Here is a 20,830-nt window from a genome sequence, read left to right as displayed (position 1 = left end):
AACATTAGGCCGCAAGGCTTAAGGAACGGTTCACCACGTTCGTTGGCGATCTATTGACCATAGAGCTGGGTGAAGAAGGCCGCGCCCGTCGCAGCCTCCGTTGGTTCGACAGGCGAACCAACCGGACCGGCCGCTTCCGTCGAAAAGAGCGAAACGAACGACATATCCTGCGGACCGAACCGGGATGGGATGACCGGCTGCGGCGCCTGTTGCTGAGCCAGCTGCTGCGCGGCAAATGCGGGCGCGGGCGTGTCGGGCGTTATGGCGTGCTTCGCCACCAGGGCCTTGTAGACCTGGCGGATCGTGCGCGGCTGGCCGTCGGCGTAGAAGATCGCGGGATTGGCACTCGCCTGCTTCGGGAAGAGCTTGGCCGCGATCTGGTCGGGGTTCTGGAGTCCGGCCGTAAACATCTTCTCAGCGCCCTTTGCCCCGAGGAAGTGGGCGATATAGAGCTCACCCGGACTGGGCATGCGGCCGAAGCGCTGGTTGAGATAGTCGCCATTGGATTTGGTAAAAGCCGCGGCGAGGTCGGCGGCAATCTGCGGGTCTTCTCGCAGCTTGAGAACCTCCGCCTTGAGCTTCGGGTCACGAATCACGAAATCGCCGTCGGCAGTTTCGGTAATCGCGTCCGAGTAATTCTGGTAGCCGAGGCGCGGCCCCTCCTGCTTCATCACCTGCAGCCAGGTGCCTTCGAGGAACTGGAACAGCCCAACGGCCGAAGACGAGCGCGCCTTGGCCTGCGGATCGAGACTGCTTTCGCGCATGGCGGTCTGCAGCAGATAATTGAAATCCACCCCGTTCTTGTTCCCTGCGGAATTAAGAACGTAGGCCAGACTCTGCGGCACCGAGATCGGCTGAACACCCATACGGAATCATCACCCCCGAAACAGGGTTAATGAAACCTCAACAGAGGTTAATACCGGCTTAACCCTGCCAGCGGCTCACGACCTCTTCAAGCGCAGGACGCGGTCGATCCTCGATGATGGTCGAGGGCGTACCGATCATGATGAAGCCGACGAAGCGCTCGCCTTCCTTGGCACCCAGCATGGCGGCCGCCTCGGTGTCGTAGCTGAACCAGCGCGTGATCCATTGGGCGGCATAGCCCAGCGCGAAGGCAGCATGCTCGAGGTTGAAGGCGACGTTGCCGGCCGAGATCAGCTGTTCGAAATGCGGGATCTTGGGGCTGGGCTTGGGCGCCGACAGCACACCGATCGTCAATGGTGCTGGCAGGAATTGCCGCCGCTCGATCTCAAGGCCGGCTTCGTCGAGATTGGAATTGTTGCGCTTGGCGATCTCGGACAGCTTCTCACCGGCGCGGATGCGATCGTCACCCTCGATGATGACCAGCCGCCAGGGCGCCAGCTTGCCATGGTCGGGAACGCGCGTGCCGATCGTGAGAATTTGACGCAGCTCTTCTGCCGAGGGCCCCGGCTCCTTGAGGAAAGCCTGCCCCACGGAACGGCGGGTGAGCAGATAATCGAGCACGTCGGCTTTGGCGGTCATGGTCTAGGTCCTTGCGAGTGTGCCGTCCTTATGACACAGCTTTTCCCAATTCAAAGCCTAGAGCTTTTTTCTCGTTCGATTTCGGCCGCCGGGGCGACCGCAAGAGGTTATCTTTGGTACGTAGATCGTGGGTGATGGCTATCGGCCTCCTGGCCGCTTTGCTTGCGCCGCAAATCGCTGCATCCCAGGAAGCGCCCGAGCCGCGGCCCAGGGCCGAGCACGATGCCGCGCAGGCCAAGGCGTCCGGCGAGCCGCAGAATGAAGCCCCAGCCCCCGAGGCGCCGGCCAACGAGCCCTCTGCAATGGTCGAGCCGGGCGAAGTCCCCGGCGTTGCCGCCGACACGCCAGCAACCGATGCCATCAAGGCTGTGACCCAGGCTCCGCAGCCAGTGCACCTCAGTGCGCGCGTGACGGAAAAGGGCAATACCATTCCCGAGGGGCTCGTCTGGCGCATCTTCGAGACCAAGACCGACAATAACGGCCAATTGGCCATGGTCGCCAAGTCCGACGATTCCGAGGCCACGCTCTCGCTGCCGCCGGGCCAGTACGTGATCCACGTTGCCTATGGCCGCGCCCAGGCCAGCGACACGATCACGGTCAACCCCGGCAACAACGACAAGACCATGGTGCTCGATGCGGGCGCGCTACGGCTCAACTCGGCGATCACGGGCGACGTGGCGATCCCCCTCAATCTCGAGCATTTCGACATCTTCTCCGGTGGCACCAGCGATGCCGACCGCATCCTCGTGGCCCAGAACGTGGCCGCGAACGACACGGTGACGCTCAATGCCGGCACCTACCACGTCGTTTCCTATTTCGGCGACGTGAATGCCATTGTGCGCGCCGACCTGCGGGTTGAGCCCGGCCAGTTGACGGAAGCCACGCTCTATCACCGCGCCAGCCAGATCTCGCTCAAGCTCGTTTCCGAAGCCGGCGGCGAAGCCATTGCGGACGTCGACTGGACTGTCAAATCGGCTGACGGCAAGACCGTCTTCCAGGAGATCGGCGCTTTTCCTGCAACGGTTCTGCAGGAAGGCGACTACACCGTCTTGGCCAAGCGCGGCGACACCGTTTACAACCGCGCCTTCCAGGTCGTTCCAGGACAGCCGCGCGAAATCGAAGTCCTCACGTCGGTCTACTGACGTCATCTAGCCGTAACGTCGCGCGCTATTCTGGCCCCAACCTCAGGGGTCACGTCTATGCGTCTATTGCTTGTCGAGGACGAGGCCGAAATGGCCTCAGCCCTCAGCGCTGCTTTGCTCAAATATGACATGGTCATCGATCATGCGCCCAACCTCGCCTTCGCCGAGGAGGCCATCCCCAACCGCGTCCACGCCGCCTTCCTGCTCGATCGCAACCTGCCGGACGGCGACGGCATCGACCTGATCCCGCTCATCCGCCAGCAGGTGCCGGGTGCGCCGATCATCGTGCTCACGGCCCGCGGTTCGCTCGTCGATCGCATAACCGGCCTCGACCAGGGTGCGGACGACTACCTGCCAAAGCCGTTTGCCGTCGAGGAGTTGCTGGCCCGCCTGCGCGCCGTCATGCGCCGCCCGGCCCAGATCGCGGTCAATGTCGGGCGCGTCGGCAACCTCACCTACGATTTCGCCAATCGCCACGTCAGCATCCAGGACAACCCGGTCGACCTCCCCCGCCGCGAATTGCTGGTGCTCGAAACGCTGGTGCAGCGCACCGGACGTACCGTGTTGCGTACCTCGCTGGAGGAGGCCGTCTACGGGTTCGACGACGAAATCCAGTCCAATGCCCTCGACGCGCACGTCTCCCGCCTCCGCCGCAAGCTGGCCGATGCCGGCGCGACCGTCGAAATCCACACGATCCGCGGGGTCGGCTATCTCATGAAGCAGGCGCGATGAAGCTCTGGCACCGGTTCTGGAACGGTCTGCGAAACTACCAGTGGCGCAAGCCCAACTCCCTCAAGCGCCGGCTCGTCTGGCGTTTGATGCTTTTGCACGGCCTGACCTTCGTCGTCTTTACCGTCGCCATCTGGCTTTTCATCATGTCGCTTGGCGGCAAGGCCGACCTCGTCGACGACAGCATGATCGACCACATCGCCGAATCTCTCGTCCACGATGCCACCGGCAAACTGGTCCTAGAAGACACGCCGGGCATGGAATGGGTGCGCACCAACGAATTCTGGTTCGTGGCACGCGACAGCCAGGGCCAGACGGTTGGCGAGGGTACGCCGCCCGAAATGTTCATGCCGCTGGTCAAGAGCCTCGGCACAGCCGACTATGCGCAGGTCCGCATCAAGGAAGATCAGCCCGAGCAGGTCAACGTCCGCAAGCGCGATACGCGCGCCGGCCAGGTCTTCATCGTCGTCGGCACCAATGCCTCGGTCTCGGCGCTCCTGGCGGTCGTGATCGTTTCGCTCATCCTCTTCCTGCCGATCACCGCGCTTCTCGCCCTCGTCACCGGCATCGCCATCCCACTCATCGTGCGTAAGTCGCTGCGCGGCGTAACATCGGCGGAAACGGACGCTGCCAAGATCGACTTCGACCAGCGCGGCATGCGCCTCTCGGTGGACCGCATCCCCTGGGAGGTGAAGTCGCTCGTCGCCGCCGTCAACGACGCCCTCGTGCGCCTCGACGAAGGCTACGAACGCCACAAGCGCTTCCTGGCCGACGCCGCCCACGAGCTCAAAACGCCCATCGCCATCCTGCAGACGCGTATCGACGCCCTGCCCGAAAGCCAGGACAAGGGTCGTCTCATCGCCGACGTCTCGCGCCTCGGCGGGCTCGCCGAGCAATTGCTGGATCACCAGCGGTTTCAGCACCAGCGCCCCGACCTCAAGGAGGTCGATCTGGTGGAGCTGGCCGGCAACGTGGTTGCTGACCTCGCCCCCATCGCCATCGCCGCCGGCTACAAGATCAGCTTCGATGCCGACCAGCGCCGTGTGCTCGTGCTGGGTGACTGGACCGCGCTCGAGCGTGCGCTGAGCAACCTGGTGCAGAACGCCATCGCTCATGGCGGCAATACCGGCACCATCTCGGTCTATGTCGAGCGCAATGGCACGATCGAGGTTGCGGATGCCGGCCCCGGCATTCCGCCGGAGGATCGCGACCGCATCTTCGAGCCCTTCTACCGGCTTCGCCCGATGACCGCCGGCCACGGCCTTGGGCTCAATCTCGCCCGGGACATCGCTCACCGCCACAACGGGCATCTCTCGGTCAACGACAGCCCGGAAGGCGGCGCGGCTTTCCGTCTGGCCCTGCCCCGCTCGGCAGGAGCCTGAACGGCTGGCGAGCGCCAGTCCGCCGCGCTCGCCTCAAAAAACCGTTCTCTCGCAATGCTCTCGCAATGTGAGTCTCCAAAATGGGTGAAGTCAGATCGCTGCATTGCAGCGGCGAGCCTCCCTTCTCGCTTCGGAGTATTGAGTTATGCCCAATTTCCTCCCGCGCCTCTTGCTGGGCGCCGTTTTCGTGTCCGCGCTCGGCACTGCCGCGGCGTCGGCGCAAGACCGCTTCGCACCCTATTACGGCGACTCCGCCTCGTGGTCCGGCTTCTATGCCGGCGTGGTCGGCGGCGTCAGCACCAAGGAAGTGCCCAACGTCTTCGCCGGGAACAATCTCCTGGGTGGCGCGATGATCGGCTACACCACCTCGCTCGGTCCGACCGTGGTCGGCGCCGAACTCGAAGGCACCTATACGAGCGGCAAGGAATACAGCCTCACCGGCAACGCTTCCCTCGCCCAGACCTGGTCGGGTGCCGCCAAGCTGCGCGCCGGCGTCTCGTTCGACTCCATGCTGCTCTACGGCACCGTCGGCTATGGCTGGGCCCGGCTCGATCCCAAGGGCAACGTGGTATCCGATCCCCGCTGGGCGGGCGGCTTCACCTATGGCGCCGGCGTCGAATACCTCTTCCGCAACGGCCTCACCACGCGCCTCGAATACACGCAGTCACGCTATGACAACGTCGAGTCCACGCTCGCAGGCGGCATCAAGCGCACCGACAGCTTCGTCAACCACGCGATCAAGGCCGGCCTCAGCTACCGGTTCTGATCGCTCCTGGAGCAAGCAACATGGCCACGAAACTCCCCGTTTTCGTCGCGACGCTCGCGCTCATCGCCACCAGCGTCATCCCCGCTGCCGCAGCCGAGTGGTATTCGTCGGACGATCGATGGGTCGCCTATTCGTTCCGCGACTGCCGGCATGTCCGGGACCGCTACGAGCGCGATAGTTGCGAGCGCTTTTTTCGGCCCGAAGAGGCCAAGAAGGACGATGATTTGGGAGCCGCGATCGGCGTAGGCATCGTCGGCCTCGCCATCGGCGCGATCATCGCGGGCGCCGCCGAGCAGGACCGCGCCAAGAAGAAGGAGCGCGATCGCTGGCTCCAGTACTGTTTCGCAAAATATCGCAGCTTCGATCCGCAAACGGGCACGTTCCTGGCCCGTGATGGGCTGCGATATCCCTGCCGGTGACTCCGCCCCAATCCCCGTGGCACCGGCAGGACCCCAACCGGCTTCGCATCACGCCGTCAGATCTCCAGCGGCGCTGCTGAGGGTCTTGCTTACCGCTTGAGCTGACGCTGATGCGAATATCGGGGGGCGGACTGCCGCCATGACCCCAGTCATGGCGGCAGTTTCCGTTTTGCTTCAAGCTTGCGGAAACCATTTGTGCAACCTGCCCGATTTTTTTCGGTTTCAACCCTTAGGCCGAACACGTCACATTAGCTTTGCCTATTGAAGACAAAGCTCCGGTGGCACAGATTGCCCCCAATTCTGGCGAATGGAGAAATATGCCATGCAGTTGACCAAGAGTGCGCTCCGCGTGAGCCTGGAGAGCATTGCCCTGGGCGCATTGATGAGCGTCGCCTTGCCCACGATTGCCCAGGCCCAGGATGCTCCGCGCACGCGTGAAGGCGCACCGCGCGTCGAAAGCCCGACACAGCCGACCACCGAAACGGCGGCGCCCGAGTTCAACTACTCGGTCTCCATTCCCACCATCCAGGCAGTCGATTCCAACATCGATGAAGAAACCATCCGCTCGATCCTGACGGGTGGCCTGGTCGAACACGCGGCCGAACTGGCCGGATTGACCGCCAAGTCGATCACCATTCCCGAAATCACCGTCACCTATGCGGTGCCGGCCGAAGGCGGCAAGCAGCAGCAGGGCACGCTGACCTATCGCGATATCGCGCTGACCGACGTCACCAACGGCGTGGCCGCCTCGGCCGTCGTGGGCGGAGCTGATGCCGATGCGGGCCCGGAGGGCAAGTTCACGCTCGGCAAGATGTCGACGGGCCTGTTCGATCTCGCAGGCATGCTGGCCTTCTATGGCCTCGTGCCCGGCGCCTCGCCGGACCAGCCGCTCAAGACCATCTACAAGGACTTCAAGATGGAAGGCGGCTCGTTTACCGGGCCAGAAGCCAACTGTACCATCGGACCCGTGACCACCGCCGAGTTCAAGGCGCGTCCGCTCAAGACGTCCTTCGGCGAGCTGATGACCATGGCCCAGTCCCTTGAGGCCAGCGGCGATTCCGAACTCAAGCCCGAGCAGATCGCCACGCTCGTCACCTTCTATGCTGACCTCTTCAGCGCCTTCGAATCCACCCCGATCGACTTCGCTGGTCTCGATTGCACCGGCACTTCGGAGGAAGGCAAGCCGGTGACCGTCGCTGTCGGCCCGATGGCTATCGGAGGCTTTGCCAAGAACACCTATCCCGAGATTTCGGCCAGCGACATCAAGATCAATGTCGAGGGCGATGGCTATCTCAACCTCGGCAAGTTCGTCTTCAAGAGCTTCGACTTCTCCTCGGCCATCAATGCCCTGCAGGAAGCCGACGGCCAGGTGGACGACGCCTGGTTCGAAACCAATGGTCGCCGCCTGATCCCGTCCTTCGGCGGTTTCTCGTTCTCGGGTCTCGACATGGACGTTCCCGACGAGGAATCCGATGGCCAGCGCATCAAGGCTTCGATCGGCGATTTCGACCTGACGCTGGCCAACTACGTCAACGGCGTGCCGGCCGACATCTCCTCGTCGGCCAAGAACATCGTGATCGGCCTCCCGGCGGATTCCGAGGAAGATTCGGTCAAGCAGCTCCTGGCGCTCGGCATTGACAAGATCGAAGCCGGCTACGACCTCGCCGCCGCCTGGGACGAAGGCTCGAACACCATCGCGGTGAAGACCTTCGCCATCAACGGCGCGAACCTGGGCGCGCTCGCCCTCGCCGGCACGCTGGGCAATGCCACGCCCGATATCTTCTCGCTGGACAACAACGCGGCCCTGATGGCCGCGATGGGGCTCACTGCCAAGGACCTCAAGATCAACGTGACCGACGCCGGTCTCGCCGACATCGTGTTCCAGAGCATGGCCAAGGAACAGGGCCAGTCGGTCGAGCAGGTCCGCAACGCCCTCTCCGGCGTCGCCGGCGGCACCGCTCTCGCCCTTCTCGGCGGCACGCCCGAAGCCCAGAAGCTCTCGGCGGCGCTGGCGACCTTCATCACCGGCCAGGCCAAGTCCCTCTCGATCTCGGCTGCCGCAAAGAACGAAGCCGGCCTCGGCCTGCCTGAACTCACCGCGCTCCAGGCCAATCCGATGGCTCTCTCGAGCCAGGTGACGGTCGACGCCACCGCTCAGTAAGCTTCGGCAGCCCCAAAACGGAAAGGCCCGCTCCTCAGGAGCGGGCCTTGTTCTTTGCGTTGGCGCCTGGATCAGGCTGCGGCGCGCTTCAGGTCAGGCGGCTGCACCTCGGCCATCAGCTCGACGATGGCATCCATCGACGGCACGACCTTCTGGCCTTCGGTTCCGAGACGGCGGACGGACACAGTACCCTCCTCCGCTTCGCGCTTGCCGACCACGAACATCAGCGGCACCTTCTGCATCGAGTGCTCGCGGACCTTATAGTTGATCTTCTCGTTGCGCGTATCGAGCTCGGCACGAATGCCGGCTGCCTTGAGCTGCTTCACCAGCTTGGCGGCATACTCGTCCGCTTCCGACACGATCGTGGCCACGACCACCTGGGTCGGCGCCAGCCAGGTCGGGAGCTTGCCGGCATAGCTCTCCAGCATCATGCCGATGAAGCGTTCCAGCGAGCCGAGAATGGCGCGATGGAGCATCACCGGACGCTGGCGCGAACCGTCTTCGGCCACGTAGGAGGCCTCGAGGCGTTCCGGCAGCACATAGTCGAGCTGCAGCGTGCCACACTGCCAGGACCGGCCGATAGCGTCCTTGAGGTGGAATTCCAGCTTGGGCGCGTAGAAAGCACCCTCGCCTTCGGCGATCTCGAAGTCATAGCCAGTGGCACGCAAGGCATCGCCCAGCGCCTTCTCGGCCGCATCCCAGCGCTCGATGGTGCCACCGAACTTTTCGGGGCGCGTGGCGAGCTTGATGACGATCTGGTCGAAACCCATGTCCTTGTAAACCGAATAGAGCAGATGCACGAAATGCTCGGTTTCGGCCTGGATCTGGTCTTCGCGGCAGAAGATATGCGCGTCGTCCTGGGTCATCTGGCGCACGCGCATCAGGCCATGGAGCGCGCCATGGGCCTCGTTGCGGTGGCAGCAGCCGAACTCGGCCATGCGGATCGGCAGGTCGCGATACGACTTGATGCCCTGGTTGAAGATCTGGATATGCGCCGGGCAGTTCATGGGCTTGAGCGCCATGAGATCGGACTTGCCCGAAAGCACCGGACCTTCTTCCTCGGTCCCCGGCACTTCGTCAGGCACCACGAACATGTTCTCGCGGTACTTGCCCCAGTGGCCCGAAGCCTCCCAGAACTTGGACGACATGAGCTGCGGGGTCTTGACCTCCACATAGCCCGAGCCGTTGAGGCGCCGGCGGATATAGGCCTCCATCTGGTTGTAGATGGTGAAGCCCTTTGGGTGCCAGAACACCGAGCCCTGCGCTTCTTCCTGCAAATGGAAGAGATCGAGTTCGCGGCCCAGCTTGCGATGGTCGCGCTTCTCCGCCTCTTCCATCATGTGGAGATAGGCGTCGAGCTCTTCCTTGGTCGCAAAGGCCGTGCCGTAGATACGCGAGAGCACCGGGTTGTTGCTGTCGCCACGCCAATAGGCGCCAGCCACCTTGGTCAGCTTGAACGCCTGGCCGACATCCTTGGTGGTGCGCATGTGCGGACCACGGCAGAGGTCGAACCACTGGCCTTGCTTGTAGATCTTGATGTTCTGGTCGGCCGGGATGGCGTCGACGAGTTCGACCTTGAAGTTCTCGCCCTTGGCGGCAAAGACCTTCTTGGCCTCGTCGCGCGTCCAGATTTCCTTGGTGAAGGCGGCGCCGCGTTCGATGATCTCGCTCATCTTCTTCTCGATGGCGCGCAGATCATCCTCGCCGAACGGCACGTCACGCGCGAAATCGTAGTAGAAGCCGTTCTCGATCACCGGGCCGATGGTCACTTGCGTCGACGGCCACAGTTCCTGCACGGCCTCGGCGAGGACGTGCGCGGCATCGTGGCGGATGAGTTCGAGCGCGGCCGGCTGGTCGCGCGTCACGAACTCGATCTTGCCGTCTTCTTCAAGCGCATCGGAAAGGTCCGACAGGACGCCGTTCCAGCGCATGGCCACAGTCTTCTTGGCCAGCGACTTGGAGATATCCTCGACCACGGTAGTCCCGGTGGTGCCGCGCGGAAACTCGCGTACTGCACCATCTGGGAACGTCACCTTGATCGACATTTTGATCTCTCCAAGAGAAAGGGTTTTTGAAACTGTGCAAAACGCACAGGGGGCGTTGTCTATCACGCTTTGTGAAGTTTGCCAGCATTTGCGGCTATGTTGGAGGCACTTGGGTTGCGCACCGATGGTTTCACGTACCGAACGCGTCACCGACCACTGGATTTCCCCCAACCACCGAACTTCCCCGGGCGAAGACCCGGGGCCTACGGATCGTTCCACTCGGACGGGAGGGTGCAATGGGCCCCGGATCAAGTCCGGGGAAGTTCCGTGGTGGTGGGAAGTTCTGTGGCCGAACGGCGTTTCACGAACCGAAAACTACCGCCACCGCCCATACCGCCACGGCAGATACCACCGCCCCGCTTCCGGCAGCACCTCTGGCACCGGGTCGAATCCATGCGTGCCACCGGGCCGGCAGCGGCTGAACCGCGCCAATCCCATCCAGCCACCCGGCCAGAACCCATATTTCCAGATCGCCTCGCTGGTGAATTCCGAACACGACGGCGCGTGCCGGCAGGTGCGCCCGACGAAAGCCGAGAGCGTGTAGCGATAGATGGTGATGAGGAACACTGCCGCAAACTTGAACGGCAGGTCCACGACCGCCCAGAATTGCCGCATGAATCGATCCATCAGCTTGCGGCCCTAAGCGACTCTTTTTGCTTCGATCTTGTCGAGCGCCTCAACCACCGCATCAAACACGAGCATGGTCGAGGTGTGACGCGGCTTGTATTCACGCACCGGCTCCAGGAACCGCAGATCGTCCCATTTGCCCGATGGCGGAGCGCCCTCCTCCTTGAGCATGCGGAACATCAGGTCGCGCACCGTTCGGAATTCGTCCACGGGCGTGCCGACGATCTCGCGAGCCACGATGGCCGCCGACGTCTGCCCCAGGGCGCATGCCGAAAGGTCGTGGCCGTAACCCGTGATGATTCCATCGGAAACCGTCACGTCCACCTCGATCGAGGAACCGCAGACGCGGCTCACCTTGCGTGCCGAAGCATCCGGATCGGCCAGCCGCGGCGCTTTGGGCGGGTTGCCGGCGATCTGCAGGATTTTTTCGGAATAGAGATCGCTCAGTTCCATTGAAGGCACATTCTGTTTCTTGTGAAGCCGCTCGACCACCCTATATAAGTAACCGCTCGCGGACTGTCAGGGGCCTGCACCCAAACGCGCTTTTGTGATCCATCTCTAAAAAGGAAGCTCGCGCATGGACGCCACGGCTAAGTCCGGCACCGTCACGGCTCTCGATAAGGTGACCCGGCACAAACCTTCCCAGGAGGAAGTCGAAAACGCCGTTCGCACGCTGATTGCGTGGGCCGGCGACGATCCGACTCGCGAAGGGCTCATCGAAACCCCGGGCCGCGTTGCGCGGGCCTATTCCGAGCTTTTCGCCGGTTACGAGCAGAGCGCGAGCGACGCGCTGAGCAAAATCTTCCGCGAGGTCGGCGGCTACGACGACATCGTGCTGCTCAAGGATATTCCGTTCCACTCCCATTGCGAGCACCACATGGTGCCCTTCTTCGGCAAGGCGCATATCGCCTATCTGCCGCATGAGGGCGTGGTCGGCCTTTCCAAGCTCGCACGCCTCGTCGACGTCTTCGCGCGCCGTCTGCAGACGCAGGAGACCATGACGCAGCAGATCATCGATGCGCTCAACGAAAACCTCAACCCGCGCGGCGCGGCCGTGATGCTTGAGGCCGAGCATATGTGCATGACCATGCGCGGCGTGCATTCGCATGGCGTCACCACCATCACCCACCGCTTCACCGGCATCTTCGCCGAGGAACGCGAGGAGCGCGAGCGTTTCTTCGCCTTTGTCGGCAAGCGCTGAGCGGCCTTGGCATTTCCCCATGGCGCGGGCTAAAACCCGCGCTATGAGCATCACCTTCGCAGACCCCACCATTCTCAGCCACGACGAACTGGAAGAAGGCACCGCCTTCGCGCCCCGCTTCGACGCCCAGGGCCTCGTGACCGCCGTCACCACCGAGGCAGGCTCCGGCCGTGTGCTGATGGTCGCGCATATGAATGCCCAATCCCTCGCGCTGACGCTCGAAACCGGCGAAGTCCACTACTGGTCGCGCTCGCGCGCAAAGATCTGGAAGAAGGGCGAGAGCTCGGGTGAGATCCAGAAGCTCATCGAAATGCGCACCGACTGCGACCAGGACGTGCTGCTGCTGACAGTCGAACAGACCGGCCGCGGGGCTGCGTGTCACACTGGCCGCAAGAGTTGCTTCTACCGGATCGTCAAGGTGGACGATGGCGCTGTGAAGCTCGTGGATTCGGGCGAGCCGCGGTTATTTGATCCGAAGGCCGTTTACGGCGTGTAGGAGCTCCGCGAGCTTGCCCGCCGCCCCTCTCCCACCCCCTTACTTCCCCGGGCGGAGACCCGGGGCCTATTGCACCCCTCCACCCGAGTGGCGCCATCCGTGGGCCCCGGCTCTGCGGCCGGGGAAGTACGGGGGTGGGGATGGTCTGAGGACGGTCGCCCCCACCTCTAACCTAATAATGCGGAGGCGGCGGCTCATCCTGCGCGGCGAGTGCCGGATGTCCCTCGACCTCGCGCAATTGCTCTGTCAGCTTGGACATGTCGCGCCGCAGCGCCTCCAATTGCTGCCAGAGGTCGGTAACGGCCTTGTTCAGTTCCTCGATCGTCTCGTCCTGGTAGGCGATCGTGGTTTCGAGCTTTTCGAGCCGCGCTTCGATCTCACTCATGTTGCCAGTTCCTTTCGAACAGCGGCGGCAGCAGCAGGCCTACGACAAAGCCGCCCAAGTGCGCCTGCCAGGCGATCTGGATGTCCTGCCCGATCAGCGCCGGCACCAGCGGCACGGCGGCGTTGAGCACGATCCAGATCAGGCTGAAATTGCGCGAGCGCGGATTGGTGAAAACCTCCCGGAGGCTCGCCAGATGCCGCCCCAGCAGCACGCGCTGGCCGGTATCGGGATCGGTTCCCACCAGCACCGGCTGGAAGATGAAACGCATGGCCGCGCCCGTGAGTCCCGCAACCCCGCCCGAAGCGCCGATCAGCACCTGCACGGAAGGCAGCGTCGTGGCGGCAAAAGCCACCGCCCCTGCCGCCGAGGTCAGGAGGAAGATGACGAGGGTCGGAATCGCGCCGTAGCGCCGGGCGACGGGCGTGGCGAAGATCACGAGCCAGAGCGTGTTGAAGATCACATGCTCCCAGTTCGCGTGCAGGAAAGCATGCGAAAACGGCGTCCAGATCAGGGGTAGAAAACCGCCCGGAATCTGGTCAGGAATGAGCAGGCGCGCCGGCACGAAGCCGAACCACAGGGTTAACTGATAGAGTCCCACGTTATCGAGCACGAGGGTGGTGGCGAGATGGATCGCCAGCATGATTCCACCCAGCGCCGTCACCACCGCCGGCAACATGAAGACCGGCTCACGCCCCGTTTGCCGGGGCTCCTGGCCAGAACCGGTGTCACTCATGCATCCGTCTCCTCGTAAATGCGTTTGGTTTACCGCAGGTTATCGACTTATCCACACGGATGCGCCGGCGTTAACCCTAATAGATGTTTAATGACGATTTCGCCGGGCGCTTTTGGCACTGTCAGCGGGCAGCCGAGATTCCCTGTACCTGGGAAACAAGGGAACTGAGGCCAAGGGCGAACACTATGCAAAAGACCAGCACCAAAACGCTCTATGACTACTGGAACGCGCTGCGTGGCTCCCGCAGTGCTCCCGACCGCAAGGACATCGACCCAACCCGGATTCGCTCCGCGCTGGCAAACACTTTCATTCTCGAGCTGAGCGAAGAGAACAGCTTTGTGTTCCGCCTGGCCGGCTCGCACCTGTGCACCGCCTATTGCCGCGAGCTCAAGGGACGCTCCTTTACCGGTCTCTGGCACGAGCGCGACCGCGATGCGCTCGAGACGCTGATCCGCGCCGTCACCGAGGATCATGCCGTCGCCCTGGTCACCTTCCAGGCCAACACGCCCATCAACACCAAGGTTTCGTTCGAAACGATCCTGCTCCCGTTGCGTCACAACGGCTCGACCCAGACCCGCCTTCTCGGCGCCATGACGGCCCTTGAAGACCCCTATTGGCTGGGCGTGCAGCCGATCGTCGAACAGCGCATCACCGGCCTGCGGCTGATCTGGCCGGACGACCTGGCGACCTCCGATGTCGTCCGCGACGTGGCAGCCGCAGTGCCCGGTGTCGGCTTCGCCGCTCCCGGCCATACGCCCATGCCGATCACCTCGACGATCTTCGGGAACAGCGCCCGCCGCTATGCTCACCTTGCGGTTATCGACGGCGGCCGCCATTGAGTTAATGGCGCGCCAAGCGCCTTACCATCGGTTAACCAAACTTGTTTAGCCTAGGGGAAACGTCCACTCGGCCTTTCTCTCATGCTGAACGATGACCTCCCCGCGCGCTATGCAGCGTCTCCTGGCCGGAGCCAGGCGGACATGCCGCGCTTTCAGCGTGTGAAGGTCTCGATACTCGGTCGCTACATGCTGGCCGACAAACGCGAATTCCCCTGCCAGATCCTGGAAATGTCGCCCGGCGACGCCGTGGTCATCGCCCCGGTCCCCGGTCAGGTGGGCGAGCGCGTGGTTGCCTATCTCGATCACGTCGGCCGCATCGAAGGCCTGATCCTCGAAAGCGCCGATGGCGGCTTCGTCATGGAAGTGGGCGGCACGCCGCGCAAGCGCGACAAGCTTGCCGCGCAACTTACCTGGCTCGCCAACAAGGACATCCTCAACCTGCCGGAAGATCGCCGGCACGAGCGTGTGGTTCCGGACAACCGGCACTCGACCGTCGTCCTCGACGATGGCCGCCGCTACAATTGCAAGATCATCGATATCTCGCTCTCGGGCGCCGCCATCGAGCTTGCCGTCCGCCCGGCAATGGGCACGCCCGTCACGCTCGGCCGCATGCGCGCCCGCGTGGTGCGCCATTTCCAGAATGGCGTGGCTGTCGAGTTCGCCTCCTCCCAGGAGATGCTCACGGTCGTGCAGCAGAACCTGCGGATCAACTGAGGTGCATGCTTAACGCCTCCTGAATCGACTGCATAAAACTCGATTCAAAACTGCGTTGCACTTTTTCAATCGGGGCAAGTGGGCCCCCGTAACGTGGTCTCCATCAGGGAGATCACACAATGTCCACCGCGAGCAACATCGCAAAGATCCTGGGAGCAGCGCTGCTGGCAGCCATTGCCTTCGCCGCCCCCGCCAAGGCCCAGAGCGTCGACTTCACCAACGCCGCCTTCGTGCAGGTTTCGATCAACCCGACCAGCATCCCGGTCGGCGCCGCCGATTTCTGCCACCGTCGTGGCGCCGAATGCGCGCCCTACAAGAACCCGATTGCCGCCGAGAACCTTACCGATATGCGCTGGTCGCAGCTCGTGCAGGTCAATGCCACCGTCAACGCTGCGGTGACCCCGGTTTCCGACAAGGAACTTTATGGCGTCGAAGAATTCTGGACCTACCCGACCAGCGGCTACGGCGACTGCGAGGACTTCGCCCTCGAAAAGCGCCGCCAACTGATCGACCTGGGCTGGGCCCCGTCCACCCTCATGATCGCCGTGGTGCGCCAGGCCAATGGCGAAGGCCATGCCGTGCTGATGGTCCGCACCGACCGCGGCGACCTCGTGCTCGACAACCAGGCCGGCGACATCCGCCTCTGGAACGAGACGCCCTACCGTTACCTCAAGCGCCAGAGCCAGCTCAGCTTCGCGCAGTGGGTCGATATCTCCGACGATCGTACCACGATCGTCACCGCGTCCGCCGGGCGCTGAGTTCCGGGTCCCTCTCCCTGATAAGTTTGGGACCTGAAGAAAGAAGCCACCTCCGGGCCCGGAGGTGGCTTCTTTGTGCCCGGGGGAATGCAGGGCGAATTAGAAGAGAAAAGCCACGTAGATGCTCATGAAGGCCAGGCCCGTGACGAAGGCCCAGCCGAAGGCGACGAGCGAGCCGATGAGCACGGGCACGAAGGCGAGCGTCGCATCCTTCTGCTGCTGCCAGCCCATCTGGAGCATGATGTAGGGGCCGCATACGAAGCTCATCAGCAGATGGCCAAGCGTATGGAAATAGGTCTTCCCGTCGTAGCGCAGCATGGCCTGCTCGCGGAAAAGTCCCTGGTAGAGATGCGTGGAAGCGGCGGCCAGAACGAGGCCGACGGCGACAATGAATGCTGCAAGCATCAGTTCACTCATCAGCCGTCCCCACCCTCTCACAAGCTTAGGCGCGGATTGCGCCTTGCTGTTAACCGTTCATTAATCATAAGCGCGCTCACTCGGCTTGTCATCCTGCCTCATGGAAGTCTGGTTAACGCGCGAAAATGCCAACGCAGGCCAACGCCAAAAGATCCAGCCAGGCCACCGGCTTGGCCTTCAATCTGCTGGCACTCGCCGTGATGGCGGCGACCGGCGCGGTCGGCCTCGCCTATGGCATCGACGCCCTTGGCCGCCATCGCGACGCAACTCCGCCCCGTGAAGGCAAAAGCTACGTCCGCAACCTCGCCGGACACACGTTGACCATCCCTGCCACCTGGCTACGCTTCGGCGACAGCGACGAGCAGGGCTTTGCCAGCCAGGTGGACGTGCAATTGACGGTGCCGCTCGGGCCGGATGCGCGTGCCACCAAGGTTGACGTCACCCTCCTGCCCCGCAGCCGCGTACGTACCAGCGCCAGCCTGCTGGACGGGGTCTACCTGCACCAGTTCATGCCCAATGAAGTGAGCGGCCCCTCGGGCCTCGTCGGCAAGCCGCTCTACCCGACTGATGGCTTTGAGGGGGAGACGGTCTGGTACGATCCGCTCGCGGCCAATCCGTTCGTCGCCAAGTGCATGGCGCCAGTGGAAGGCACCGGCAACGCGCAGTGCCTGCGGACGGTATTGCTGGAATCGGGGATTGGAGCGGTCTACACGTTCGACGCCGACGCCCTAAGCAATTGGCGGAACTTCGATACAGCGCTGGCCGAACCGCTCAAGGCCATCGGCGTGCATTAAAGGCTGGGGACCGCCCCAACCTGCCCCCTCCCCGCTAAGGGGGAGGGAGACGCGCTGGCCAAGCCAGCTTCAGGCGTCAGGCGATATCGTCGAGGTCTTCTTCGAGAATGGCCATCTGGAAGTTGAACGAACGGTCGCCGTCTTCGTCATCGACGTAGATCAGGCCGAGGAATTCCTCGCCCACATAGACCTCGACCGAGTCGTCCTTCTTGGGACGCGGGCGCACGTCGATGTGGCGGTTGTTGAACTTCTGCTGCAGATACTTCTGGAGCTTGATGATTTCGGGATGGTTCACTTCAGGCTCCTGAAAATCGTTGGGGAGGCTCTTTCTAGTGGCTGGGGCTGGCCGGGCAATACCCCGGCCTTGGCTTTTCCCCGCTAGTTTGGGCCGAATTCAGACGTTCTGGTCATAGACGAGAACCATCTGGTCCATGACCGATGCCGGATGCGCACACCCAGCCTCGCCGATGATCTTGGCCGGCACGCCGGCTACCGTCACTCGCGGCGGCACTTCCTTGAGTACGACCGAGCCGGCGCCGATGCGCGAGCAATCGCCGATCTTGATGTTTCCCAGAATCTTGGCCCCCGCCCCGATCAGCACGCCATCGCCGATCTTGGGATGCCGGTCCTGCTCGGACTTGCCGGTGCCGCCAAGCGTAACGCCCTGCAGCAGGGAGACGTTGTCGCCCACCACCGCCGTCTCGCCGATGACGAGACCCGTGCCGTGATCGAGCATGATGCCCTTGCCCATCGGCACGGCCGGATTGATGTCGACCTGGAAAACCTGGCTCGACCGGCTCTGGAGATAGAGCGCGAAGTCACGCCGTCCTGCCTTGAAGAGAGCATGGGCGAAACGGTGAGTCTGGATGGCCTGGTAGCCCTTGAAATAGAGCAGCGGCTCCAGCGCCCGGTGGCAGGCCGGATCGCGCTCATAGGTTGCCGCGAGGTCGGCCCGCGCCTCGACCCCGATCTGGGGCGACTCGCTCAGCGCATCGCGGAAGGCGTGGCGGATGAGATCTGCCGGCACTTCATCGTGGTGCAGGCGCTCGGCAATGCGATGCGCCAGCGCGTCCTCGAAAGTGTCGTGATTGAGAATGCTGGCAAGCACAAGCGTCGAGAGCGAGGGCTCCTTGACCACGATCTCGCGGGCGCCGGCAACGATGGCGTCCCATACCGGGTCGACGGCCGCAACCTGGGAAGCAAGCTTGGTGTTGCCGCTCATGGGGGTCTCCGAAGTTGGGCCTACCATATAGAGTATCGCGTACCCGGAAACAAAGCCCTAGCAGCGGATTTGGTTCACAAATGCGCTCAGGCTTGGGCGTTTCTTTCGAGGAAGGCGATGGCCGCTTCCTTGAACCTGGCGTCGCCCGTCGCCAGCATGTGGTTGCGGCGCGGGATGACGAAGGCTTCCCCCTTGGGCAGGAGGTCGGCCAGTTCCTGGGCTGACCCGGCCATGTCGTCGGTCTCCCCGACGGCGACGAGGACGGGCACCGCGATGCGCCGGACATCATCGATATCCATGGGCTGGCGGGAGGAAACCATGCAGGCGGCGAGCGCCTGGCGATCGGCCTTGGAATGATCGGCGAAGATGCGGAACTGGCGCCCGGTTGGATGCTTCACGTCGGCCAGCGAGTCGGCATTGAGCCCGTCGATGATTTCGCGCGAGTCGGAGAGCCCCGTGACGAGACCCATGCCCATGCCGCCCATCACCGCCGCCTTGACCCGCTCCGGCCATTCGACCGCCAGGAACGCCGTGATCCGCGCGCCCATCGAATAGCCGATGACGAAGGCGCGCTCGATCCCCAGATGCTCCAGCAGGCGCTCGGCGTCGGCGGCCATGAGGGCCGGATAGTAGTCGTTGGGGTCGTAGAGCTTTTCGGACAGGCCGTGCCCGCGATCGTCGATCGTGATCGCCTGGTAGCCGGCCTTGTTGAGCGCTTCGACCCAACCGGTATTGACCCAGTTGATGATCCCGCTCGAGCCGAAGCCGTGGATCAGCAAAACCGGCTCGCCCTCGCCATAGATTTCATAGGCAATGGAGATTCCGTCCGAAAGAAAGGTAGGCATGGGTCGATGATTTCCTGCTTGGCCAGGGCCGCCAGAGGAGTACCGATTGCGGACCCTGAGGGCAATCGATTATCGCCCTGGCGGGCGCCGCGCATGCGACCTCCGCCCTTCCCTTTGCCCGCCTGCTTCGATATGGTCCGGCCGAAATTCAACGGCTCACTTCAAGGCTCCCGAAATGGCACACGCGACCGTTCCGCACTTCCACAACACCGATGGCCTGCGCCAGATCGAGGTGGGGTCCAAGGAATTCATGTGCGTGGGCGCCCTGCCGCCGTTCGACCATCCCCATGTCTATCTCGACATGGGCAAGGACACCGAAATCGTCTGCCCCTATTGCTCGACGCTCTATGTCTTCAGCAACAAGCTGCCGGCCGGCGCCTCCTCCCCGCTCTCTGCGGTGTATGAGGCGGCCTGAGCACGCCTGAAATGCCGGGCGGCCGATCCGTCTATATCGCCGGCGCCGGCATCGCCGGGCTGACACTCTCCCTCGCCCTCGCCAAGTTCGGCGCTCGCGTCGCCATACTCGAACGGCAGAAGACCGTGCAGGAGATCGGCGCGGGCCTGCAGATCAGCCCCAATGCCAGGCGGGTGCTCAACCGGCTCGGCCTCGACAAGGCGATCTCGGCCGTCAGCTTCGAGCCGGAAGGCATCGACGTCTACGGTTTCCGAGCCGCCCGCCCCATGGTCACGATGGAACTGGGCGAGGCCGCCCGCAGCCGATACGGCGCGCAATACGCCGTGATGCACCGCGCCGACCTCGCCGACGTGCTCCACAAGGCCACCCGCCGCTTCGCCAATATCGACATCGCTTTCGAAACCCTCAGCTTCGAGGTGGAAACGCAGGCGCGCGGCGTCATCGTCGCCCATGCGCAGGCCGGGGCCGAACCGCGCCAGGGTCGCGCCTTCGCCTTTGTCGGCGCCGACGGCATCAATTCGATGACGCGTACGGTGCTGCTCGGCGGGTCGACGCCTGAATGGACCGGCCGGCTCGCCTGGCGCGTGCTGCTCGAAATGTCCGAGCTCAAGGGCCTGCTCAACCTCAACCGCACGAGCGTGCTGCTCGGCCCCAATTTCCACGCCGTCTGCTACCCGCTGCCCCACCGCAACAAGGTCAACGTGGTGGTGTTCGCCAAGGATCGCCTGGAGACCGAGCGCGTGGCCCCGGCCCTGCCCGGCGGCGCGCTGGACGACGAGCGGATCGCCGCCATCGTCACGGCTGGCGCCGGCCGCTGGGGTTACTGGCCGGTGGGAAGCGTCCATACGGATCACTGGCACAAGGGACCGATCGGACTGCTGGGCGATGCCGCCCACGCCATGATGCCGTTCCAGGCGCAGGGTGCAGCCATGGCCATCGAGGATGCCGCCATCCTCGCGCCGCTCCTCATGACCGAACCCTCGGCCGAAATCGCCTTCGAACGCTATGAAGGCCTGCGCCGCTATCGCGTCGACCAGGTGGCGAACCTGTCGGCGGCCAACGGCCGGGCGTTCCACATGCGCTTCCCGGCCAGCCTGGCCCGCGACGCGGTGATCCGCATGCAGGGGCCGCGCGGCCACTTCCGCCGGCTCGACTGGCTTTACGGCTATGATCCTGCGCCGGAGGCCGAAATCGGGGCGCCTACCCGTACGAATTGACTACGTTGCAACCGTAGGCC

General features: G+C 63.5%; 25 protein-coding genes. 14 read left to right on the top strand and 11 right to left on the bottom strand.

Features of this window, described 5'->3' with window-relative positions; all coding sequences use genetic code 11:
- Positions 1-50: 50 nt before the first annotated feature.
- Positions 51-866: a transglycosylase SLT domain-containing protein gene (locus JNE37_RS16905; RefSeq protein ID WP_052016084.1), complete on the bottom strand. Its 816-nt coding sequence runs from the start codon at positions 864-866 to the stop codon at positions 51-53.
- A gap of 58 nt (positions 867-924) precedes the next feature.
- Complete coding sequence (locus JNE37_RS16900) at positions 925-1,503, bottom strand: nitroreductase family protein (RefSeq protein ID WP_203063962.1); 579 nt, start codon at positions 1,501-1,503, stop codon at positions 925-927.
- Positions 1,504-1,616: 113 nt separating this feature from the next.
- Here JNE37_RS16900 and JNE37_RS16895 point away from each other — a divergent pair, with 113 nt between their 5' ends.
- The 6 genes from JNE37_RS16895 to JNE37_RS16870 all read left to right on the top strand — a co-directional run bounded on the left by JNE37_RS16895 (position 1,617) and on the right by JNE37_RS16870 (position 8,102).
- Positions 1,617-2,645 (top strand): hypothetical protein, encoded by a 1,029-nt coding sequence (locus tag JNE37_RS16895; protein WP_182400040.1) that lies wholly within the window; start codon positions 1,617-1,619, stop codon positions 2,643-2,645.
- A 57-nt stretch (positions 2,646-2,702) separates the two neighbouring features.
- On the top strand, positions 2,703-3,377 hold the full coding sequence (locus JNE37_RS16890; RefSeq protein WP_035038254.1) for a response regulator transcription factor: 675 nt from the start codon (positions 2,703-2,705) through the stop codon (positions 3,375-3,377).
- Positions 3,374-4,756, top strand: a complete 1,383-nt coding sequence (locus JNE37_RS16885) for a sensor histidine kinase (RefSeq protein ID WP_203063961.1) — start codon at positions 3,374-3,376, stop codon at positions 4,754-4,756. The genes JNE37_RS16890 and JNE37_RS16885 overlap by 4 nt, the downstream gene beginning before the upstream one ends.
- A gap of 145 nt (positions 4,757-4,901) precedes the next feature.
- Positions 4,902-5,522 (top strand): outer membrane protein, encoded by a 621-nt coding sequence (locus tag JNE37_RS16880; RefSeq protein ID WP_203063960.1) that lies wholly within the window; start codon positions 4,902-4,904, stop codon positions 5,520-5,522.
- Positions 5,523-5,542: 20 nt separating this feature from the next.
- Positions 5,543-5,941 (top strand): BA14K family protein, encoded by a 399-nt coding sequence (locus tag JNE37_RS16875; RefSeq protein WP_203063958.1) that lies wholly within the window; start codon positions 5,543-5,545, stop codon positions 5,939-5,941.
- Positions 5,942-6,263: 322 nt separating this feature from the next.
- On the top strand, positions 6,264-8,102 hold the full coding sequence (locus JNE37_RS16870) for a hypothetical protein (protein ID WP_203063956.1): 1,839 nt from the start codon (positions 6,264-6,266) through the stop codon (positions 8,100-8,102).
- Positions 8,103-8,173: 71 nt separating this feature from the next.
- On the opposite strand, the gene thrS is transcribed toward JNE37_RS16870, so the two are convergent.
- The 3 genes from thrS to JNE37_RS16855 form a co-directional block, all read right to left on the bottom strand.
- A complete protein-coding gene (gene thrS / locus JNE37_RS16865) occupies positions 8,174-10,147 on the bottom strand; it encodes a threonine--tRNA ligase (protein WP_203063954.1) in 1,974 nt (657 codons plus the stop codon).
- A gap of 315 nt (positions 10,148-10,462) precedes the next feature.
- Positions 10,463-10,762 carry a membrane protein insertion efficiency factor YidD gene (gene yidD / locus JNE37_RS16860; RefSeq protein WP_035038592.1) on the bottom strand — a complete coding sequence of 100 codons (300 nt, stop codon included), beginning with the start codon at positions 10,760-10,762 and terminating at the stop codon, positions 10,463-10,465.
- Between the two features lie 24 nt (positions 10,763-10,786).
- Positions 10,787-11,227 carry an iron-sulfur cluster assembly scaffold protein gene (locus JNE37_RS16855; RefSeq protein ID WP_203063952.1) on the bottom strand — a complete coding sequence of 147 codons (441 nt, stop codon included), beginning with the start codon at positions 11,225-11,227 and terminating at the stop codon, positions 10,787-10,789.
- A gap of 124 nt (positions 11,228-11,351) precedes the next feature.
- Between JNE37_RS16855 and folE the strand changes: the two genes are divergently transcribed.
- Together folE and hisI are read left to right on the top strand one after the other, a co-directional pair.
- On the top strand, positions 11,352-11,975 hold the full coding sequence (gene folE / locus JNE37_RS16850; protein ID WP_203063950.1) for a GTP cyclohydrolase I FolE: 624 nt from the start codon (positions 11,352-11,354) through the stop codon (positions 11,973-11,975).
- A 43-nt stretch (positions 11,976-12,018) separates the two neighbouring features.
- Positions 12,019-12,471 carry a phosphoribosyl-AMP cyclohydrolase gene (gene hisI, locus JNE37_RS16845; RefSeq protein ID WP_203063949.1) on the top strand — a complete coding sequence of 151 codons (453 nt, stop codon included), beginning with the start codon at positions 12,019-12,021 and terminating at the stop codon, positions 12,469-12,471.
- 172 nt (positions 12,472-12,643) lie between these two features.
- Here the strand turns inward: hisI and JNE37_RS16840 are convergent, their stop codons facing one another.
- Together JNE37_RS16840 and JNE37_RS16835 are read right to left on the bottom strand one after the other, a co-directional pair.
- On the bottom strand, positions 12,644-12,856 hold the full coding sequence (locus tag JNE37_RS16840; RefSeq protein ID WP_035088936.1) for a SlyX family protein: 213 nt from the start codon (positions 12,854-12,856) through the stop codon (positions 12,644-12,646).
- Positions 12,849-13,589, bottom strand: coding sequence for a rhomboid family intramembrane serine protease (locus JNE37_RS16835; RefSeq protein WP_182400031.1), 741 nt, complete (start codon positions 13,587-13,589; stop codon positions 12,849-12,851). The genes JNE37_RS16840 and JNE37_RS16835 overlap by 8 nt, the downstream gene beginning before the upstream one ends.
- Before the next feature lie 185 nt (positions 13,590-13,774).
- Between JNE37_RS16835 and JNE37_RS16830 the strand changes: the two genes are divergently transcribed.
- The 3 genes from JNE37_RS16830 to JNE37_RS16820 all read left to right on the top strand — a co-directional run bounded on the left by JNE37_RS16830 (position 13,775) and on the right by JNE37_RS16820 (position 15,900).
- Positions 13,775-14,428, top strand: a complete 654-nt coding sequence (locus tag JNE37_RS16830) for a PAS domain-containing protein (RefSeq protein WP_035029163.1) — start codon at positions 13,775-13,777, stop codon at positions 14,426-14,428.
- A gap of 141 nt (positions 14,429-14,569) precedes the next feature.
- Positions 14,570-15,142 carry a PilZ domain-containing protein gene (locus JNE37_RS16825; protein ID WP_052014980.1) on the top strand — a complete coding sequence of 191 codons (573 nt, stop codon included), beginning with the start codon at positions 14,570-14,572 and terminating at the stop codon, positions 15,140-15,142.
- Positions 15,143-15,261: 119 nt separating this feature from the next.
- Positions 15,262-15,900 (top strand): transglutaminase-like cysteine peptidase, encoded by a 639-nt coding sequence (locus tag JNE37_RS16820; protein WP_203063947.1) that lies wholly within the window; start codon positions 15,262-15,264, stop codon positions 15,898-15,900.
- Positions 15,901-15,999: 99 nt separating this feature from the next.
- On the opposite strand, the gene JNE37_RS16815 is transcribed toward JNE37_RS16820, so the two are convergent.
- Positions 16,000-16,317, bottom strand: coding sequence for a DUF6949 family protein (locus tag JNE37_RS16815; RefSeq protein ID WP_035088941.1), 318 nt, complete (start codon positions 16,315-16,317; stop codon positions 16,000-16,002).
- A 170-nt stretch (positions 16,318-16,487) separates the two neighbouring features.
- Between JNE37_RS16815 and JNE37_RS16810 the strand changes: the two genes are divergently transcribed.
- Positions 16,488-17,111 carry a hypothetical protein gene (locus JNE37_RS16810; RefSeq protein ID WP_203063945.1) on the top strand — a complete coding sequence of 208 codons (624 nt, stop codon included), beginning with the start codon at positions 16,488-16,490 and terminating at the stop codon, positions 17,109-17,111.
- A gap of 76 nt (positions 17,112-17,187) precedes the next feature.
- Here JNE37_RS16810 and JNE37_RS16805 read toward each other — a convergent pair whose 3' ends face one another.
- From JNE37_RS16805 to JNE37_RS16795, 3 genes are all read right to left on the bottom strand, one after another.
- Positions 17,188-17,406: a DUF3126 family protein gene (locus JNE37_RS16805; RefSeq protein WP_035029150.1), complete on the bottom strand. Its 219-nt coding sequence runs from the start codon at positions 17,404-17,406 to the stop codon at positions 17,188-17,190.
- Between the two features lie 99 nt (positions 17,407-17,505).
- Positions 17,506-18,333, bottom strand: a complete 828-nt coding sequence (gene cysE, locus JNE37_RS16800) for a serine O-acetyltransferase (RefSeq protein ID WP_035029146.1) — start codon at positions 18,331-18,333, stop codon at positions 17,506-17,508.
- A gap of 86 nt (positions 18,334-18,419) precedes the next feature.
- Positions 18,420-19,178 carry an alpha/beta fold hydrolase gene (locus tag JNE37_RS16795; RefSeq protein WP_203063944.1) on the bottom strand — a complete coding sequence of 253 codons (759 nt, stop codon included), beginning with the start codon at positions 19,176-19,178 and terminating at the stop codon, positions 18,420-18,422.
- 175 nt (positions 19,179-19,353) lie between these two features.
- Here JNE37_RS16795 and JNE37_RS16790 point away from each other — a divergent pair, with 175 nt between their 5' ends.
- Positions 19,354-19,593 (top strand): zinc-finger domain-containing protein, encoded by a 240-nt coding sequence (locus JNE37_RS16790; RefSeq protein WP_035029140.1) that lies wholly within the window; start codon positions 19,354-19,356, stop codon positions 19,591-19,593.
- A gap of 11 nt (positions 19,594-19,604) precedes the next feature.
- Positions 19,605-20,810, top strand: a complete 1,206-nt coding sequence (locus JNE37_RS16785) for an FAD-dependent monooxygenase (protein ID WP_203063942.1) — start codon at positions 19,605-19,607, stop codon at positions 20,808-20,810.
- Positions 20,811-20,830 lie beyond the last annotated feature (20 nt).

This window comes from Paradevosia shaoguanensis (assembly GCF_016801025.1).
Lineage (GTDB): Bacteria > Pseudomonadota > Alphaproteobacteria > Rhizobiales > Devosiaceae > Paradevosia > Paradevosia shaoguanensis.
Note: the sequence above shows the minus strand (reverse complement) of the source record. Positions and strands in the feature narration are given on the sequence as shown.